This is a genomic window from Cohnella sp. GCM10020058 (assembly GCF_042683485.1).
Taxonomy (GTDB): domain Bacteria; phylum Bacillota; class Bacilli; order Paenibacillales; family Paenibacillaceae; genus Cohnella.
Genome location: NZ_JBHUJV010000025.1, coordinates 255,416 through 270,992, shown reverse-complemented (window position 1 = coordinate 270,992; position 15,577 = coordinate 255,416). Strand labels below are relative to the sequence as shown.

At 63.4% G+C, this 15,577-nt stretch carries 15 protein-coding genes; 2 read left to right on the top strand and 13 right to left on the bottom strand.

The annotated features are described in order from the left end of the window. Positions 1–64 precede the first annotated feature (64 nt). A complete protein-coding gene (locus tag ACFSR7_RS35015) occupies positions 65–598 on the bottom strand; it encodes an ABC transporter substrate-binding protein (protein WP_378169266.1) in 534 nt (177 codons plus the stop codon). 4 nt (positions 599–602) lie between these two features. Here ACFSR7_RS35015 and ACFSR7_RS35010 point away from each other — a divergent pair, with 4 nt between their 5' ends. Beyond that, positions 603–1,034, top strand: coding sequence for a hypothetical protein (locus ACFSR7_RS35010; RefSeq protein ID WP_378169265.1), 432 nt, complete (start codon positions 603–605; stop codon positions 1,032–1,034). 97 nt (positions 1,035–1,131) lie between these two features. On the opposite strand, the gene ACFSR7_RS35005 is transcribed toward ACFSR7_RS35010, so the two are convergent. The 11 genes from ACFSR7_RS35005 to pxpB all read right to left on the bottom strand — a co-directional run bounded on the left by ACFSR7_RS35005 (position 1,132) and on the right by pxpB (position 12,587). Further along, complete coding sequence (locus tag ACFSR7_RS35005) at positions 1,132–2,325, bottom strand: LLM class flavin-dependent oxidoreductase (protein ID WP_378169264.1); 1,194 nt, start codon at positions 2,323–2,325, stop codon at positions 1,132–1,134. A 36-nt stretch (positions 2,326–2,361) separates the two neighbouring features. Then, a complete protein-coding gene (locus ACFSR7_RS35000; RefSeq protein ID WP_378169262.1) occupies positions 2,362–3,321 on the bottom strand; it encodes a substrate-binding domain-containing protein in 960 nt (319 codons plus the stop codon). A gap of 58 nt (positions 3,322–3,379) precedes the next feature. Continuing rightward, positions 3,380–3,691 carry a 2Fe-2S iron-sulfur cluster-binding protein gene (locus ACFSR7_RS34995; protein ID WP_378169261.1) on the bottom strand — a complete coding sequence of 104 codons (312 nt, stop codon included), beginning with the start codon at positions 3,689–3,691 and terminating at the stop codon, positions 3,380–3,382. A 35-nt stretch (positions 3,692–3,726) separates the two neighbouring features. Next, on the bottom strand, positions 3,727–5,436 hold the full coding sequence (locus tag ACFSR7_RS34990) for an FAD-binding protein (RefSeq protein ID WP_378169259.1): 1,710 nt from the start codon (positions 5,434–5,436) through the stop codon (positions 3,727–3,729). Positions 5,437–5,475: 39 nt separating this feature from the next. Then, complete coding sequence (locus ACFSR7_RS34985; protein ID WP_378169258.1) at positions 5,476–6,237, bottom strand: LamB/YcsF family protein; 762 nt, start codon at positions 6,235–6,237, stop codon at positions 5,476–5,478. Positions 6,238–6,541: 304 nt separating this feature from the next. After that, positions 6,542–7,966 carry a UbiD family decarboxylase gene (locus tag ACFSR7_RS34980; protein WP_378169257.1) on the bottom strand — a complete coding sequence of 475 codons (1,425 nt, stop codon included), beginning with the start codon at positions 7,964–7,966 and terminating at the stop codon, positions 6,542–6,544. A gap of 18 nt (positions 7,967–7,984) precedes the next feature. Continuing rightward, complete coding sequence (locus ACFSR7_RS34975; RefSeq protein WP_378169256.1) at positions 7,985–9,037, bottom strand: ABC transporter substrate-binding protein; 1,053 nt, start codon at positions 9,035–9,037, stop codon at positions 7,985–7,987. A gap of 119 nt (positions 9,038–9,156) precedes the next feature. Next, positions 9,157–9,954 (bottom strand): ABC transporter permease, encoded by a 798-nt coding sequence (locus ACFSR7_RS34970; RefSeq protein ID WP_378169255.1) that lies wholly within the window; start codon positions 9,952–9,954, stop codon positions 9,157–9,159. Further along, a complete protein-coding gene (locus ACFSR7_RS34965; RefSeq protein ID WP_378169254.1) occupies positions 9,954–10,745 on the bottom strand; it encodes an ABC transporter ATP-binding protein in 792 nt (263 codons plus the stop codon). The genes ACFSR7_RS34970 and ACFSR7_RS34965 overlap by 1 nt, the downstream gene beginning before the upstream one ends. Positions 10,746–10,749: 4 nt before the next feature. Next, entirely contained in the window at positions 10,750–11,778 is a 1,029-nt protein-coding gene (locus tag ACFSR7_RS34960; RefSeq protein ID WP_378169253.1) for a 5-oxoprolinase subunit C family protein, read from the bottom strand. Further along, on the bottom strand, positions 11,775–12,587 hold the full coding sequence (gene pxpB / locus ACFSR7_RS34955; protein WP_378169252.1) for a 5-oxoprolinase subunit PxpB: 813 nt from the start codon (positions 12,585–12,587) through the stop codon (positions 11,775–11,777). Before pxpB ends, ACFSR7_RS34960 begins: the two co-directional genes overlap by 4 nt. A gap of 284 nt (positions 12,588–12,871) precedes the next feature. On the opposite strand from pxpB, the gene ACFSR7_RS34950 reads away from it, so the two are divergent. Continuing rightward, positions 12,872–13,609, top strand: a complete 738-nt coding sequence (locus tag ACFSR7_RS34950) for an IclR family transcriptional regulator (protein WP_378169437.1) — start codon at positions 12,872–12,874, stop codon at positions 13,607–13,609. A gap of 731 nt (positions 13,610–14,340) precedes the next feature. Here ACFSR7_RS34950 and ACFSR7_RS34945 read toward each other — a convergent pair. After that, entirely contained in the window at positions 14,341–15,564 is a 1,224-nt protein-coding gene (locus ACFSR7_RS34945; RefSeq protein ID WP_378169251.1) for an MFS transporter, read from the bottom strand. Between the last annotated feature and the right edge of the window lie 13 nt (positions 15,565–15,577).

Genomic DNA, 15,577 nt, shown 5'->3' with positions numbered 1-15,577 from the left:
CACCGCACACGCACACGCAAAAAGACACCGTCAGGACAAACATCCTGCGGCGCCTCTTCAAGGTTTACTTGCCGTATACTTCCTGCCCCAGCTTCTCGGCGGCCGCCATGATCTGATCGCCGTAGCCCCAGAAGGCGTTGAAGTCGATCACGTAGATCCGCTTGTTCTTGATTGCGGGAATGTCCTGCAGCGCCGGGTTGGCATACGCCGCTTTAAGCGTGGACTCCGGATCCTGCGCGCCGGTGTAGTGGGACAGCAGCAGTACGTCCGGCTTCTCTGCGACCAGCTGCTCGATGCTGACCTCGTACCCGTCGACGTCGTGGAACGCGTTGTTCAGCTTGATCAGGGACAGCGCGTCGTGCTGGAACGAATCGTGCGAGCCGCTATCCACGCTGAGCGTGCCGTCTCCGGTATCGTTGACGATGGCGAACTTCTGCGCGGTCTCGCCCTCGTACTTGGCCTTCAACGCGTCCGCGCGCTCCTTCAGCTTGGCGACATTCTCCGCCGCTTTGTCCTGAATATCGAAGATCTTGCCGATCTCTTCGATATCGCTGTACAAGCTGTCCAGCGTCGCGCCCTGCAGGCTGGCATTGTTCACGTGTATGAATGCCCAAGCCGTTCAGGCTGTCTACCGACCCGTTGCCCCAGTCCGCATCCGCGAACAGTCCCGCGCGGCCGATGACCAGATCCGGATTCGCGCCGACGACCGGCTCCTTGCTGACGTAACCTTGCGCGAGCACCGGAACTTTCTTGAATTCTTCCGCCGATACTTCGGGATCGGAGGCGCCATTCAACGCGGCGACGCCCACCAGCTTGTCGCCAAGTCCCAGCTTGATCAGCAACTCGGCGACCGGCTGCGTGTTCGCGACGACCCGCTCGGGGGCCTTGTCGAAGGTTTGCTGCTTGGCCTTCTGTTCCTCGCCTTCGTTCGACAGCGTGTAATTGTCGATGACGAGCGGGTAAACGGTAGCTCCTGCAGCTGCGGGCACGGATCTATCGAACATGGCTTCGTTCCTTTTACGATCGGCTTCTAACCAAGAACAAAGCGGCGCGGCTGCGACTCGAAGCGCCAAAAAAAAGGACGAGACAGGCATATTCCTGCTCGTCCCTTTCTGCATTCAAAACAACAGGTCAAGCCTCCGGCTGCACGGCATGCCGCAGACCGGCCTGCTCGAGCAGCGGGATGACGCTCTCGCCAAAGTAGGCGAGCTCCGGCTCGTAATCGTAAAACGTGATCTGGATGCCGTCGATGCCCGCCGCGTAAAGCTGGCCGAGCTGCTCCGCGACGTCCTCCGGCGAGCCGACGACGTGCAGATGGCCGCCCACGGCGCGCCCTCTGGCGCTATGCTCGAGCCAGGACTGGCTGTCGCCGGCTTTGTGGCGCGCCGAGAAGCTGCCGATCGCGCCGAGATCGGCGTGATCCATGATCGCCTGATAGTAGGCGAACGCCTCCTCGCGGGTCGGACGCACGATGATCGTCGGGTTGATGATGACGCGAAGCTTGCGGCCGAGCGCGGCTGCGGCATTCTTGACCGTCGCCACGTGCGCCGGCAGCTTGGGCAGCGCGTCGGCAAGCTTCTCGCCGGCAGGGCTCGAGACGAACACGACGTCGGAATACTTGGACGCGTAGTCGAAGCCCGCAGGCGAACCCGAAGCCGTCGCCAGCACGGGGCGGCCGTACAGCGGACGCGGGGAGACGTACGCCTCCTCGAGGTTATAGAACTCGCCTTTGTATGTCAGGTTGTCGACGCCGGCCCACAGCGCGTTGCAGATGCGCGTAAACTCGGCAGACTGGGCGTAGCGCCTGTCGTGATCGCCCCGGGTTACGCCGAACATCTTGGGCTCGTTTTCCGCGTAGCCCGTCACGATGTTCGCCCCGAAGCGGCCCTGCGAGATGTGGTCGGCGGTCGCCAGAAACTTCGCCAGATGCATCGGATGCCAGGGCCCGTACAAAATGTGAATGGTGCCCATCAGCAGAATGCGCCGCGTCGCGGACGCGAGCGCGACCGCCGACACGAATGGGTCGAGGAAGTTTTCCCGGTAGCCGGTCTCCCCGCCGAAGCCGCCCTTGGGCAGCCACTGCGACAGGCCGAAGGCGATGTCGAAGCCCAGATTTTCCGCTTGCTGCGTCAGCCGCTTATTGTACTCGAACGACCAGTCCGTGCCTCTCGGCAGCGTCGATTGGGACCAGCCCCCCGTCTGCAGCGGCAAAAACAGGCCGAGCATCAGCGGCTGGGAGAACGCCCGCGACAGCGGGCTGTCCGGCAGATTCTGCGGTTCCTCCGGCGTCCAGAGCTGCGGATCGAGTTGATTGGAGGCGCTCATCGCATCCCTCTCCTATCCCATATAAGAATGTTGAATTTACGCGTTCAAGACCGACGGGTGAAACACTTCCTCCGGCGACAGCTCGCGCTTCAGCAAGCCATCAGCTCTCAGATAGCCCATGAACTTGACGATCTGGTCCCAGTTCGCGGCCGTGCCGTAGGGCCAGATGTCGCCGTTCATCAGCTTCGACGAACGCTCGACCGACTCCCAGCCCCACGGGTCGGAGCTGTTATTCTTGATCGTCTCGAGCTGCGTGGCGATGCCCTCGTCCTTGATGCCCTGCAGCAGATCGTACATCTGCCGAGGCAGCTCCGGATAGCGCCGGGCCGTCTCGGCCTTCAGCGACACCAGATGCATGATCGGAAAAATGCCGGTGCGTGCGTAATAAGCGCGCTCTTCGTCCCATACGTCCGGGATGAGCCGGCGGATGACGCCGCCCTCGCCCGAAGTCGGGAACAGATGGGACGGCGGACGGCGCGCCGACATGACCGCGTCGACGCGCCCCTCTGCCAGCGCTTCGAAGATGTCGCCCTCCGTGAGCGTAGCCGGGATGTCTACGGGCACCCGCTCCGGACGGAACGTGAACCACGCCATCTCGTCGCCGCGAATCGCCCATTCCTCCCGGAACATGCCCCGCACCCACACGGCCGCCGTCATCTGGTACTCGGGAAACCCGAAGCGCTTGCCCTTCAGCTCCGAAGGATGGCGCCACGGGCTGTCGGCGCGAACATAGAGCGCATTATGGCGAAACGAACGCGACAGAAAGACGGGGATGGCCGTCAGACGGGTATCCCCGCCGCCCTTGGCGATCAGATACGAAGCGAGCGACAGCTCCGCAACGTCATAGGTCGCCTCTGATATTTGGTTGATAAAAATCTGCTCCACCGTTTCCCGCTTGGCTTCGATCTCGAAGCCCTCCGGACGGCGGGCGCCGGACAACAGCTTCAGCGTGCGGTCGCTCTCCGACATCGCGACCGTCAGCTTGGGTTGGGTCATGGTCCGTCCGCTCCTTCCTTAAATCGCTTCTTATATGACAACTATGGCAATTATTCGATTAATCCAGATCCGTCGCCAGATCCCTGATCCAAGGACGCCCCTTGAGCGGCTCGACGCGGACTTCGTTGCCGGCCTTGGCGCGAATGCTGCACAGGAAGCCGGCTTTGCCGTCCACGAGCGCCGAGCATTCCTTGCAGGCGTTGGCAGAGCGACAGGAATAGCGCACGGTCAGGGACGGATCGCGGTGCTCGCGAATCCAGAAGATCGCGTCAAGCAGGCTCATGCCTTCCCGGTAGGGCACGTCGTACGAGACGACGGCCGGCTCCGAGCCGGCTTCTCCGCGCGTCACCTGCAGCTTGATGTCGGACATGTTCGCTTCCTCTCCTTCCGTTTCGGACATACGCGTCATACGCTCGCCGGTGGCTGCGCCTCCGTCAGCGTCCAGCCGCCCGCTTCGCCGCCGAGCGACAAGCTGTAGCTCTCAGCGACTGGCAGCGTCTCCTCGTAATCGAGCCGCACATGCGCGCCGCGCGACTCCTTCCGCCGTAGGGCGCCGATGACGATCGCCTCCGCCACCTTCAGCATGTGGTCCGCCTCCAGCTTCTCGACCGGCGGCAGCGCGAGCTTGCCGGGCCGCGCCAGCGCGATCGCGTCCAGCTCCGGTCGAAGCGCCCGGACTTCGTCCAGCCCGGCCGAGAGTCCTTCCTCCGTGCGCAGCGGTCCCGCGCCGTGCCACATGATCCGCTGCAGCTTGCGCTTGAACGCCTGCAGCGAAGCGCTGTCCCGCTCTACCACAGCGGGATGCCAGAACGACTCCAGCCGCTCACGCTCCGCTTCCAGCGCTCGGCCGACGATCGCCTCGGCATCCGCCGCCCGGCCTTCGCGCGCGCGGGCCGCGGTCTCCCCGGCGATTCGCCCGGTCACGAGCGCCTCGGTGATCGCGTTGCCAGACAGCCGGTTCGCGCCGTGCATGCCGTAGATCAGCTCGCCCGAGGCCAGCAGACCCGACACGCGGGTGCGCATCTGCGCGTCCACTCGCACGCCGCCCAGCATGAAGTGCGCCATCGGCGCGACCTCGACCATATCGCGCGTCAGGTCTACGCCCTGATTGCGCAGAATGTCGATGACCGGACCGAACGCTTCCTTCAGCTTGTCCTCAGGCACCATGGTGAAGTCCAGGTAGGCGCCGCCGTGCGGCGTGCCGCGTCCCGCCTCGACCTCGCGGAAGATCGCGAGTGTCGTCTGGTCGCGCGCCGCGGTGTATTTGCCGCCGACTTCGCCGTTGTACTTATGCATGAACTCCTCGCGTTCCCCGTTCAGCAGGCGTCCGCCCAGCTTATAGCGGAACGGATCCCACATGATCGGGTCGATGCCGACGAGCGGCGGGAACAGATGGGCGATCGGGAAAAACTGCACCATCTCCATGTCCCGCAGCTCCGCGCCCGCCTCGGCGGCCAGCACGTAGCCGTCGCCGGTCATATTCGTCGAGGCGCTGTTGCGCTCGTACACTTCGGTCAGCCCGCCGGTCGCCAGAATGACGGAGCCTGCGGAGATACCGACGGGACGCATCCCTTCCATCTCGAAACCGACGGCGCCGACCGCCCTGCCATCCTCGACGACGATTTTCGTGATCATCACGTTTTTGAGCCGGCGGACCTTCTCGTCCTTCCAGATCGCCCGCTTCAGGCCGTTCGACGTCGCGCCGCCCGTGTTCAAAATATCCACGTAGACGCAGCGGGCCCGCGAGTGGCCCGGCGCAAACGCCTGCGAGCGCTTGCCGTCCGGCGTCCGCGCCCATTTTACGCCGTAGCCTTCGGCCTCCAGGATGACCTCCGCGCCGCGATCGACGATCGCGCGCACGATCTCCGGATCGGCCAGTCCGCGGCTGCCCTTCATCGTATCTTCGAAGTGGACGTCCGCGTCGTCTTCCTCGGCTTCGCCGAGCGCGACCGCGACCGTCATCTGGGCGAGGATCGTAGCGCCTCCGCGGCCGATCAGGCTCTTGTCCGTCAGGATGACGTCGGCGCCTTCGTCCGCCGCGGCTCTGGCGGCCATCATGCCCGCCGCGCCCGAGCCGACGATCAATACATCGGTTTGCAGCAAAATCGCATCCACGCGCGCCGCTCCTCTCTGTCTTTCGTTAGTATGAGCCGATTAGCCGCCGAAAGCCCGCACCTCGATGCCGGACTCGGACAGCTTGCTCCTGATTCTGCTGGCGAACTCGACGGCGCGTACGCCGTCCCCGTGCACGCAGATCGTATCCGCCCGGATGGCGACGTCGATCTGCTGCTGCGTCAGCACCTTGCCTTCGGCGACCATCCGGACCACCTGCGCGAGCGAGCGTTCCTCGTCCGTGATCACCGAGTCGGGCAATCGTCTGGACGTGAGCGAGCCGTCGGACTGGTACGTCCGGTCGGAGAACACTTCGCTCGCCGTCCGCAGCCCGATGCGCTCGCCCGCGGCGATCAGCTCGCTGCCGGCCAGGCCGAACAGGATGAGCGACGGATCGACCCGATAGACCGCCTCGGCGATCGCATTCGCGAGTCCGGCATTGCGTGCCGCCATATTGTAGAGGGAGCCGTGCGCCTTCACGTGCTGAAGCTTCGCCCCCTCCGCCTGCACGAAGCCCCACAGCGCGCCGAGCTGGTAGACGATCAGGTCGTAAGCCTCGTTCGGACTGATGTCCATGTCCCTGCGGCCGAAGCCGATCAGATCCTGCAGTCCCGGGTGAGCGCCGAGCGCGACGCCGTTGTCCAGCGCCAGCCGGACCGTCCGGCGCATCGTGGCCGGGTCGCCGGCATGGAATCCGCAAGCGATGTTGGCCGAGGTCACGTACTTCAGAATCTCTTCGTCCCTCCCCAGCTTGTAGGCGCCGAAGCTCTCTCCCAGATCGCAATTCAGGTCCACCGTTTTCATCGCACGCGTTCCTTCCTTTCGCTGCGTCCCGCATCCGTCGCTTTCTGGCGCGCCGGACACCCGGGACGATTATGATGCCGCCTGTCCGCGGCCCCTCGTCCGCGCGCGAAACCGATCCGTCGCGCGCAGACGAAGAGCCGCCGTACGGCGGCCGCGCCCCTGGCCCCTGCGGGCCGGAGCGCGGCACCGACGGCGCTGCTTCAAATTGCTTCAACTGATTCAAACTGCTTTAACTGATACAAATTGCTTCAACCGATTTAAATTCAAACGGCTTCAAGCCGCTTCAATCTGCGCCGTACTATACTTACAGCCATTTGCCGAGCCCTTCCGCCCCCGGCTCGGACAGCGCGTCCAGGTCTGCCAGCTCGATATGCTCCCGCGGCACGACGGCGCGCTTCGGGAACACGATCGGCGGCGCCGGCTTAGTCGCGTCGACGATCGCGGCGGCGGACATGCGCGGCGTGTTCTTGCCTTCCTTGCTGTATTCCCAGTTGGTCGGCAGCAGGCCGCCGGGTCCGTTCCACTTGGGGATGACCAAGAGATCCCGCTCCGCGTCGAAGCGGGTGCCGATCGCCCACGCCACTTCCTCGCCGTTGAAAACGTCGATGTCGTCGTCCACCACGACGATGTGCCGCAGATTTTCCTGCTCCGTGTTGAGGGCTGCAAACGCCGCCTTTTTCACGTCGGCCTCCCGCTCCTTATGAAGCGAGATGAAGCAGTGCATCCGTGCGTAGAACGGCACGTGCACGGTCTTCAGGCTCGGTACGACCTCTTTGACGGTCTGGTAAATGCTGCCCGACCGCGGGACGCCGCCGACGACGAGATGCTCCCGGCTCGAAGCGACGATATCTTGGAAGATGGCGTTGTTGCGGTGCGTGATCCGCTTGATGCGGATCGTCGGCACAGAGCCGCCGCCCAGGTAGTGACCCGGCCACTCGCCGAACGGCCCTTCCGGATGATCCTCGTCCGGCAGAATCTCGCCCTCGAGGATGATCTCCGCATGCGCGGGAACGAGCAGGTCGGACGTCTCCGCCCGTACCAGCTCCAGCGCCTCGCCCATCAGCGCGCCGGCCGCCTCGTACTCGCCGCCGATGCCCTGCACCCGCGACACCGAGCCCATGACGAAGCCCGGGTGATGGCCGAGCGCGATCGCGATCGGCGCCGGCTTGTCCATCTTTTTGTACTTCTTGTAGATCAGGCCGCCGTGATGCGCGCCGAGGAACCAGACGCCCATGTCGGTCGCGTTAAAGATCTGATGGCGGTAAATACCCGCGTTGATAAGGCCGGATTCGGGATCGCGGATGATCATGACGCCGGCCGACAGGTACGGACCGCCGTCCATCTCGTTGTGGACCGGGATCGGCAGCTTGCCCAGGTCGACGTCCTGCTCCGCAACGACGTTCTCCTTCACCTTCGCCTGCGAGCGCTCGACGACGACCGGGTCGACCGGCTTCTGGAGCTTCTCGCCGTACACCCGCGGGATGTCCTGCACCTCGCAGCCCAGATACAGCGCGATGCGCTCGTATTCCGTGAGCAGATTGGACACGCAGGCAAAGTCCGCGCCCTCTACCCGGTTAAAGAGAAGCGCCGGATATTCGCCCTTCTCCGCGAGCGCCGCGGCGTAGCCGGTGATCCCGAAGCGGGGATCGACCTCCTTGTCCACGAGCCGCACGCTGCGCTTGTCGAATTCCGCCAGTTGGCGGAGGTACGTCCTCAGATCCTGGGCCATGCTGCCATCTCCTGTTCGTTAGGGAAGTAAAGACAGATCCACTGCATCGGCGAACGGAATTTCCTTTTTTAAAATGCCTTGGTCAAGCTGCGTCTTCTGCACGTATTCCGCGCCGCCCTCGGTCACCTTCAGGCCTTCTGGCACCTTCGTGAGCTGAGTGGCAACGGCTTGCTTCAGCACGTCGGCCGGCACCTTGTCGAACAGCTTCTGCACGGCCGCGACCGCGGTGTCCGGATCCTGTTGCGCACGCGCATTGACCTCGCCGCTCACTTTCAGGAATTGCTTCATGAGATCTTGGTTTTTCGCCACCCAATCCGTCTTCGCCATAATGACGATACCTGCAAATTCAAACGGCGGATCGTACAGGACGCGGTAGTTGCCCGTTGCGACCATCTGCGACAGCGTCGGCTCCGACACCATGCCGCCGGCCGCCTGGCCGCTCTCGATCGCCGCCAGCATCGTGGCGCCGCTGCCGCCGTTGATGAGCTTCACGTCTTTTTCCGGATCGAGACCGGCTTCCTTCAAACCTTCGCGCAGACCGGTGTCGGACAGGCTGCCGACTTTGGTGACGGCCAGCGTCTTGCCCTTCAGATCGGCCAGCGATTGGTAAGTGGCATCTTTCTTCACGACGAGCGAGTAGCCGACGCCGTTGAAGATCTCGGCATACGCCTTGACGCCGAGTCCGTTCTGGATCTGACGGAGCACGTGCTCGTAGGAGCCGAGCACGACGTCGAGGCTGCCGCCGACGAGCGCCTGCACCATGTCGGAGCCGGCCGTGAAGTCCTTCTCCTCGATCTCGATGCCGGCATTCGCGTACGAGCCGTCGTTGATTCCGATCTGGGCGACCAGCGGCGTCATGCCGCCGCCGACGAGGCCGAGGCGGATCTTGCCGCCGACAGGCGCCGCGGGAGACGCTTCGCCGCTGCCCGAAGCGGATGGCGAAGCCGAAGCCGTAGCGCCGGCATCGGCGCTTGCGCTGGAGCTCGAGTTGGAATTGGCGTTGCCGCACGCGGACAGCACGACCAGCATGAGCGACAGGAGCAGCAGCGCGAACGTTTTTTGCTTTTTCATGGAATAGACCTCCTCTGGATTGTAGAGCTTGCTTTGGAATGTATATCAAGCCGCTCCGTTTGTCGGGTCCAGCGTGATGTAGGGTCTTGTAAAAATGAAAAGCTTGCCCGTCGGGCCCCTTAACGGTGCCGTAGCAGGACGCGCTCCAGCAGCAGCACGCACTGCTCGAGAAAGACGGCGATCAGCATGATCAGCACGAGTCCGGTGAAAATGCCCGTCGTATCCAGCATGTTCGAGGAATACGTGATGTAATAGCCGAGCCCCCGGTTGGAACCGACCAGCTCCGCGATGACCGAGCCGATCAGCGCCATGCCGATATTGAGCCGGATGCTGGTCAGAATCCAGACGGTGATCGACGGGAACACGACCCAGCGCAGCTTGTGCGACCACTTGGCTTTGTATGTGCTCATCATGTCCATGAGGTCTTTGTCGATATTGCGCATCCCTTCGAACGCGTTATAAAACGCCACGAAAATGACCATCGCCACGACCATCAGAATCTTGGAGGAAAGCCCAATGCCGAACCATACGATGAACAGCGGCGCCAGCGATACGCGGGGCAGGCTGTAGAGCGCCATCATGTACGGGTAAATCCATCGTTCGAAAATGCCGCTGAACGCGAGGCCGATGCCGAGCAGCGTACCGCCGACCATCCCGATCGCAAGCCCCGCGATCGCCTCCTGCAGCGTCGCGCTCATGTGATACCACAGATCCCCGTCTCCGAGCATCTCGACGATCCGGCGGCCGATGAGCGAAGGCTTGCTCAGCCAGAACGCGTTGAACGCGCGTCCGGACAGCAGCTCCCACGCGCCGATCAGCAGCACGAACACGACGATCCGGCCGAGCCATACGGATGTCTTGGAATACTCGCGTTCGCGGAACCCGGAGCGGTTCGCGCGCTTCGATGTTGCAGCCATCAACCGATCCCTCCCGTGCCGCCGCCGGACATTTGCGTCCAGATTTCCCTCTGCAATTCCTTGAAGACCGGATCGAACCGGATGTCGTAAAACGGCCGAGGCCGCGCGAGCCGGATGTCGAACTCGGCTTTGATCCGTCCGGGACGGTCCGTCATGACGATGACGCGGTCGGACAGCGCGATCGCTTCCTCGATGTCGTGCGTAATGAACAGCACGCTCTTGCCGACGGACTCCCAGATATGGAGGAACTGCTCGCCGATCTTGACGCGCGTCTGGGCGTCCAGCGGGCCGAACGGCTCGTCCATCAGATAGATGTCCGGATCGTAGGCGAAGGTTCGCGCGAGCGCCACCCGCTTGCGCATGCCGCCGGACAGCTGCTTCGGATAAAAGTTCGCGAAGCCCTCGAGTCCGACCATTTTCAGCAATCGGTTCGCTTCGGCGACCTGCTCCTTGTCGGGCAGTCCCTTGATCGCCAGCGGCAGCCGGACATTGTGGAGCACCGTTTTCCAGGGCAGCAGCGCGTCGTTCTGAAACACCATGCCGACCCCGTCGGGAACGTCGTCGATCGGCTGGCCGTCGATATAAGCGGCTCCCGCCGCCGGCTGCAGCAGACCGGCCGCCACCTTGAGCAGCGTGGACTTCCCACAGCCGCTCGGACCGACGACGGAGACGAACTCGCCGTCTTTTACGTCCAGATCGACGCCCTGAAGCGCGACGGTCCGCTGTCCTTTCGAGTGATACTCCACCGCCAAATCCCGTATCGAGAGCTTCGGGTTCTTTTCGTTTGCCATCGGCTTACACCCTCCCGTTCCCGCTGGCCTGCATGCGTTCCAACCCGCTGCGCAGCGTTCGAATTCCGTTTTCCCGCGTTAGATAAAGCCGCTGCGCCTCGCCGAGGGAAACGGTCCGGAACCGGACCGTGCCGCCCAGATTGGTCTGGGCGAGCAGCGGCCAATCCACGGACGCGACCTGCGCGATCTTCGGATAGCCGCCCGTCGTCTGCCGGTCCGCCATGAGCGCGATCGGCTGGCCGTCGGGCGGCACCTGCACCGTCCCGAACGTCACCGCCGAGGAGACGAGCTCCCGCTTTTCCTTTAGACGCAGGCCGTCGCCGTCGCCGGACAGCCTGTAGCCCATCCGGTCGGAATCCGTCCGCACCTTGAAGGCGTCGGCGAAAAATCGCTCCGCACTCTCCTCCTCGAACAGCGCCAGCTCCTGTCCCGCGACCGCCCGCACTTCCGGATTCGCCGCATAAGCGGGCAGCAGATCCGGGGCGACCGACCACCGGCTGTAGGCGACGCCGTCCGCCTGCGCTTCGTCCGCCAGCAGCGCCGCCAGCGCCCGGCTGGCCGGAGCGGGCGATCCGACCGGAAGCCGGTCGCCTTTTTGCAGCGCCCGTCCTTCCCAGCCGCCGATGCCCGCCCGCAGATAGGTGGAGCGGCTGTTCATCTTCGTCGGCGCATCCACGCCGCCCGCAATCGCCAGATAAGCGCGGCAGCCGAGCCTCGCAGGACCGAACCGCAGAACGCTGCCTTCCGGCGCGACGACCGTCTTCCACAGCGGCAACTCCCTGTCGTTCAGCCGCGGAGACAGGTCGCCCCCGCAGACGGAGATGAGCGCCGGCGCCGCAAAGTAAATCTCCGGCCCGAGCATCGTCATCTCCAGGCCTGCCGCGTTCTCGTCGTTGCCGACCAGCAGGTTGGCGACTCTCAGCGCAAAAGCGTCCATCGCGCCGCCGACGATCACGCCGAACTGCTGCGAACCGTGCCGGCCGAGGTCCTGGACCGTCGTCAACAGGCCGGGTTTTACGATAATCATGCTCATCCCCGCGCCGCCTCCCGTCGATCGAATTCTTCCCGGGAGATCGGTCTGAACCGCACGATATCCCCTGCCCGCAGCAGCGTCGGCGGCGTGGCGTCCGGCAGGAACAGCGGCTCCGGCGTCTTGCCGATCAGCTGCCAGCCGCCCGGCGTCGCGATCGGATACACGCCCGTCTGGTCCCCGGCGATGCCGACGGTGCCCGCAGGGATCGACAGCCGCGGCGTCGGCCTGCGCGGCGTGGCGATGCGCTGCGGCAGCCCGCCCAGGTAGGCGAAGCCCGGCGCGAAGCCGAGCATGTAGACGAGATAGTCGGCGGAGGCGTGAATCTCGATCACCTCTTGCTCCGACAATCCGTGCGCCGCCGCTACCTCCGGCAGATCCGGTCCCAGCTCGCCGCCGTAGCAGACCGGAATCTCCGTCACTCTGGGCGTGGTCTTCGCCGCGTCCTCCAGCTTGGCCAGTTGTTCCCCGAGCCACCTGGCGACAAGGCCGAGCGGATCGGCGTTATCGGTCGGATCGGCCGGATCTGCGGAATTGGTCGGATAGATCGGATCGGTCGTGGTCAGTTTGCCGAGACCCGCGAGCGCCTCGAACGGATCGAAGTATACTGTCACGGACAGGAAGGCAGGAACATATTCGATCATGCCGGGGAAACGATGCCGCTCCAGATGCTCGGCCAACTGCCTCACCCGGTCGTGCGTCTGCCGGCAGATTGTCTCGCCGAGCTGTACCGTGACCGCCGAATCGCCGAGCGGCAGCAGCTTGGCCTCGATCGCACCGTATTTGCCGTAATTTTCGGCCAACCCTTTCAATTTCATCATCACCTTGTATAATAAAGCCTATGTTATGGAATCCCGAATTTCGGGACGTTAATCCCAAATTTCAAATCTATATAATACGATCATTATAGTAGGTAATGAGAAAATAGCAAGCAGGAATTACGATCTTGGCGTCGGACGACAACAATCGCATATCCAAGCGTTGGCCATTCAGGGTATACTTACCGAAGAAAGCAGGCTGGACGGGCGCGAATCGGAGCGGTATTCAGGAGGAAGTCGTGGAGAATAAAAGTAAAAACAAGACGGTAATCAAGTCTATGGATTTATTGAATTTGTTTTTGAACCATACCAAACTCAGCATGAACGACATCATTCGCTTGTCCGGCGTCCCCAAATCTTCCGCCCACCGCATGATCGGCTCGCTGGTGGACATGGGCTTCCTAATCAAGGATCAGGACGGCCTGTACGCGCTCGGCCTGCTGTTCCTTCAGTTCGGCAACCTGGTCGCGGAGCGGCTCGATATTCGCCATGTCGCGGCTCCCGACATGCTGCGGCTGCGGGAGGGCATCGACGAAGCCGTACATCTCGCCGTACGCGACGGCGACTTCTCGATGTACGTCGAGAAACTGGACACCGACCATCCCGTACGGCTGTTCACCAAGATCGGCAGAAAGGCGCCGCTCTACGCCGGCGCCTCATCGCGAATCTTGCTGGCCTTCATGCCCGATGCCGAGCGGGAACGTTATCTAAGCGAGATCGAGCTCGAGAAGATCGGGGACGGCACCATCGTCAGCATGGACAAGCTGCGGGAGACGCTGGCCTTAACGCGGAACACGGGGTACAGCTTCAGCCGCTCCGAGTTGGAGAACTACACGGCGGAATTGTGCGCCCCTATCTTCGATCACGCCGGACGGATGGCGGCCGGGCTCAGCATCGCCGGACCGGAGGTCCGGTTCGGCGAAGACCGACTGCCCGAGCTGATCCGCACCGTCAAGCAGACGGCTCACGACATCTCGCGCAAGCTCGGCTACGCGGGGCCGCCGATCACGTTGTAGCGGCGGCGCTCGATATCGGAGGCATACTCAAAACCCCGAACGCGCCGCCACCGTCCGCCCGCCGCCCGCGGCGGACAGGATGCCTCACCGCCATCGTCTGCCTCCTGCGACGGCATGCCCCACCGCCACCGTCTGCCGCCCGCGGCGGACGGGATGCCCCACCGCCATCATCTGCCGCCCGCGACGGGATGCCCCCCCACCATCCGCCCATCCGCCTGCGAGACGGGATGCCCCACCGCCATCATCTGCCTCCCGCGACGGCATGCCCACCCACCGTTTCGCCCCCCATCCGACAGCCGTTCCAATTGGCCGCTTATCGCCGCCCGCGTCGTTCTTTCGCCGCAAAGCCTGCAAATCTACATCTTTTTTCGCCGATCTCGACCCTTTTAGACTAAATAGATGCAAAAATACATCTTTTTTTCTTCCCCAGTCCCATTTCCGGCTTGTACCACGAATTTACCTGCATATTTGCAGCTTTTCTATCGGGTGTCGTTGGCCCGAAGAAAATACCTGCACAAATGCAGGTTTTTCGACCCGCAGCACGTCCGAAAAGCTCCGGCATGCCGAATACCCGCTTACCCGTCTACCCGCCTACCCGTCTACCCACTTACTCGTCTACTTGCTTACCCGTACCCGCTTACCTGCCTACGAATCGCCGCCAAAAAGTAAAGAAGCCGCCTCTCAGTCATATTCATGACTGATCGGACAGCTCCCACTTCTTGTTCCCCGAGCTATTTCCCGCCCCCGCCGCGCACGGACGGGAGCAGCAGCAGGAACGGCACCAGCGCCGCCCAGCCCGCAAAGAAGGACAGGGCGAACACGGTCGGCAGACCCGCCTCCTCCGCCAACGCCGCTCCGATGAGCGGCGCGGCGATGCCCCTGAAGCCGACAAGCGACAAGTAAATTCCGCTGAAGGAAGACAGGTAGCGCCCCGACGTGCGGGATAGATAGTTCATCCACGCCAGGTCCATGCCCGCCGAAGCGATGCCCACCGCGAAAGCGCCGGCCGCGGCGGGCCAGAATCCCGGCAGCAGCCAATAGGCGAGCGGCAGCAGCGTACCCGCTGCAGCGCACCAGGAAAGCACCGGGATCGCCGTACGCTTGTCGATGACATGCCCCCAGATCGGATTGAACAACAGCGCGGCGGCCGTCGTCGCCATGCTGATTAAGCCGATCTGTCCGTTGTCGAGGTTCATTTTGCCAACCTGGTAGATCGGGTAGACGGATGCCGGCAGCAGCATGAAAAACTCGTAAATAAACACGCCTGCGAGCAAAAGTTGGAAGCTGCGGTCCGCGCGGAGGGCGCTTATTGTTTCCGCCCAGCGCGCGCCGCCGGACGCGGCCGCCTCCTGTTCAACCGCGGGCTCGCGGATGCGCGCGAACAAGCAAATGCCGACGACGCCGAGGACAAATCCTACGATCGCTGCCGTGCGAAAGTCGTCCGCCAGCCATTTGCCCGACACATAAGTCCCCGCAAGCGTCGCCAGCCCGGCGGACACCCGAACGATAGACATGTAAGTCGCCCGCTTGCCTTCCGGGTAGATGGACCGCATGAGGCCGACATACGCGGGCGTCGCCACGCCCTGAAGCGCAAAAAAGAGCAGCGTCAGCAAGGCCAGCGAGAGCGGGTCGCTTACGAAAGCCATCGGCAGCAGCGCAAGCCGGGCCGCGCCGTGGAACAAGAAGACGAGCCTTACTCTGCCGTATCCCGCCGTAAGCTTCCCCCAGAAAATCGCCAGCAAATTCGCGGCCGCAGCAGCGGAAGCGATCGCGGCCGTATGCCAGGCGCCGCCGCCAAAACGGAGCGCCATGACCGCGAGATAAGGAACGATCATGCCCATGCAAAGGCTGTTCACGACCGCGGCCGCGATGTCGATCCGCCAATTCCTGCGAAGCAGCGCATGCGCCTCGCCCGGTGCCAACGCCTTGGACGCTTGCTCGTCGGCTCCGCTCATGCCGGCTCCTCCT

Excerpts from the sequence above, each read along its gene's own strand:
- ACFSR7_RS35010 (WP_378169265.1), top strand. The coding sequence starts at position 603 with ATGAATGCCCAAGCCGTTCAGGCTGTCTACCGACCCGTTGCCCCAGTC.
- ACFSR7_RS35005 (WP_378169264.1), bottom strand. The coding sequence starts at position 2,325 with ATGAGCGCCTCCAATCAACTCGATCCGCAGCTCTGGACGCCGGAGGAA.
- ACFSR7_RS35000 (WP_378169262.1), bottom strand. The coding sequence starts at position 3,321 with ATGACCCAACCCAAGCTGACGGTCGCGATGTCGGAGAGCGACCGCACG.
- ACFSR7_RS34995 (WP_378169261.1), bottom strand. The coding sequence starts at position 3,691 with ATGTCCGACATCAAGCTGCAGGTGACGCGCGGAGAAGCCGGCTCGGAG.
- ACFSR7_RS34985 (WP_378169258.1), bottom strand. The coding sequence starts at position 6,237 with ATGAAAACGGTGGACCTGAATTGCGATCTGGGAGAGAGCTTCGGCGCC.
- ACFSR7_RS34980 (WP_378169257.1), bottom strand. The coding sequence starts at position 7,966 with ATGGCCCAGGATCTGAGGACGTACCTCCGCCAACTGGCGGAATTCGAC.
- ACFSR7_RS34975 (WP_378169256.1), bottom strand. The coding sequence starts at position 9,037 with ATGAAAAAGCAAAAAACGTTCGCGCTGCTGCTCCTGTCGCTCATGCTG.
- ACFSR7_RS34970 (WP_378169255.1), bottom strand. The coding sequence starts at position 9,954 with ATGGCTGCAACATCGAAGCGCGCGAACCGCTCCGGGTTCCGCGAACGC.
- ACFSR7_RS34965 (WP_378169254.1), bottom strand. The coding sequence starts at position 10,745 with ATGGCAAACGAAAAGAACCCGAAGCTCTCGATACGGGATTTGGCGGTG.
- ACFSR7_RS34960 (WP_378169253.1), bottom strand. The coding sequence starts at position 11,778 with ATGAGCATGATTATCGTAAAACCCGGCCTGTTGACGACGGTCCAGGAC.
- ACFSR7_RS34950 (WP_378169437.1), top strand. The coding sequence starts at position 12,872 with ATGGATTTATTGAATTTGTTTTTGAACCATACCAAACTCAGCATGAAC.
- ACFSR7_RS34945 (WP_378169251.1), bottom strand. The coding sequence starts at position 15,564 with ATGAGCGGAGCCGACGAGCAAGCGTCCAAGGCGTTGGCACCGGGCGAG.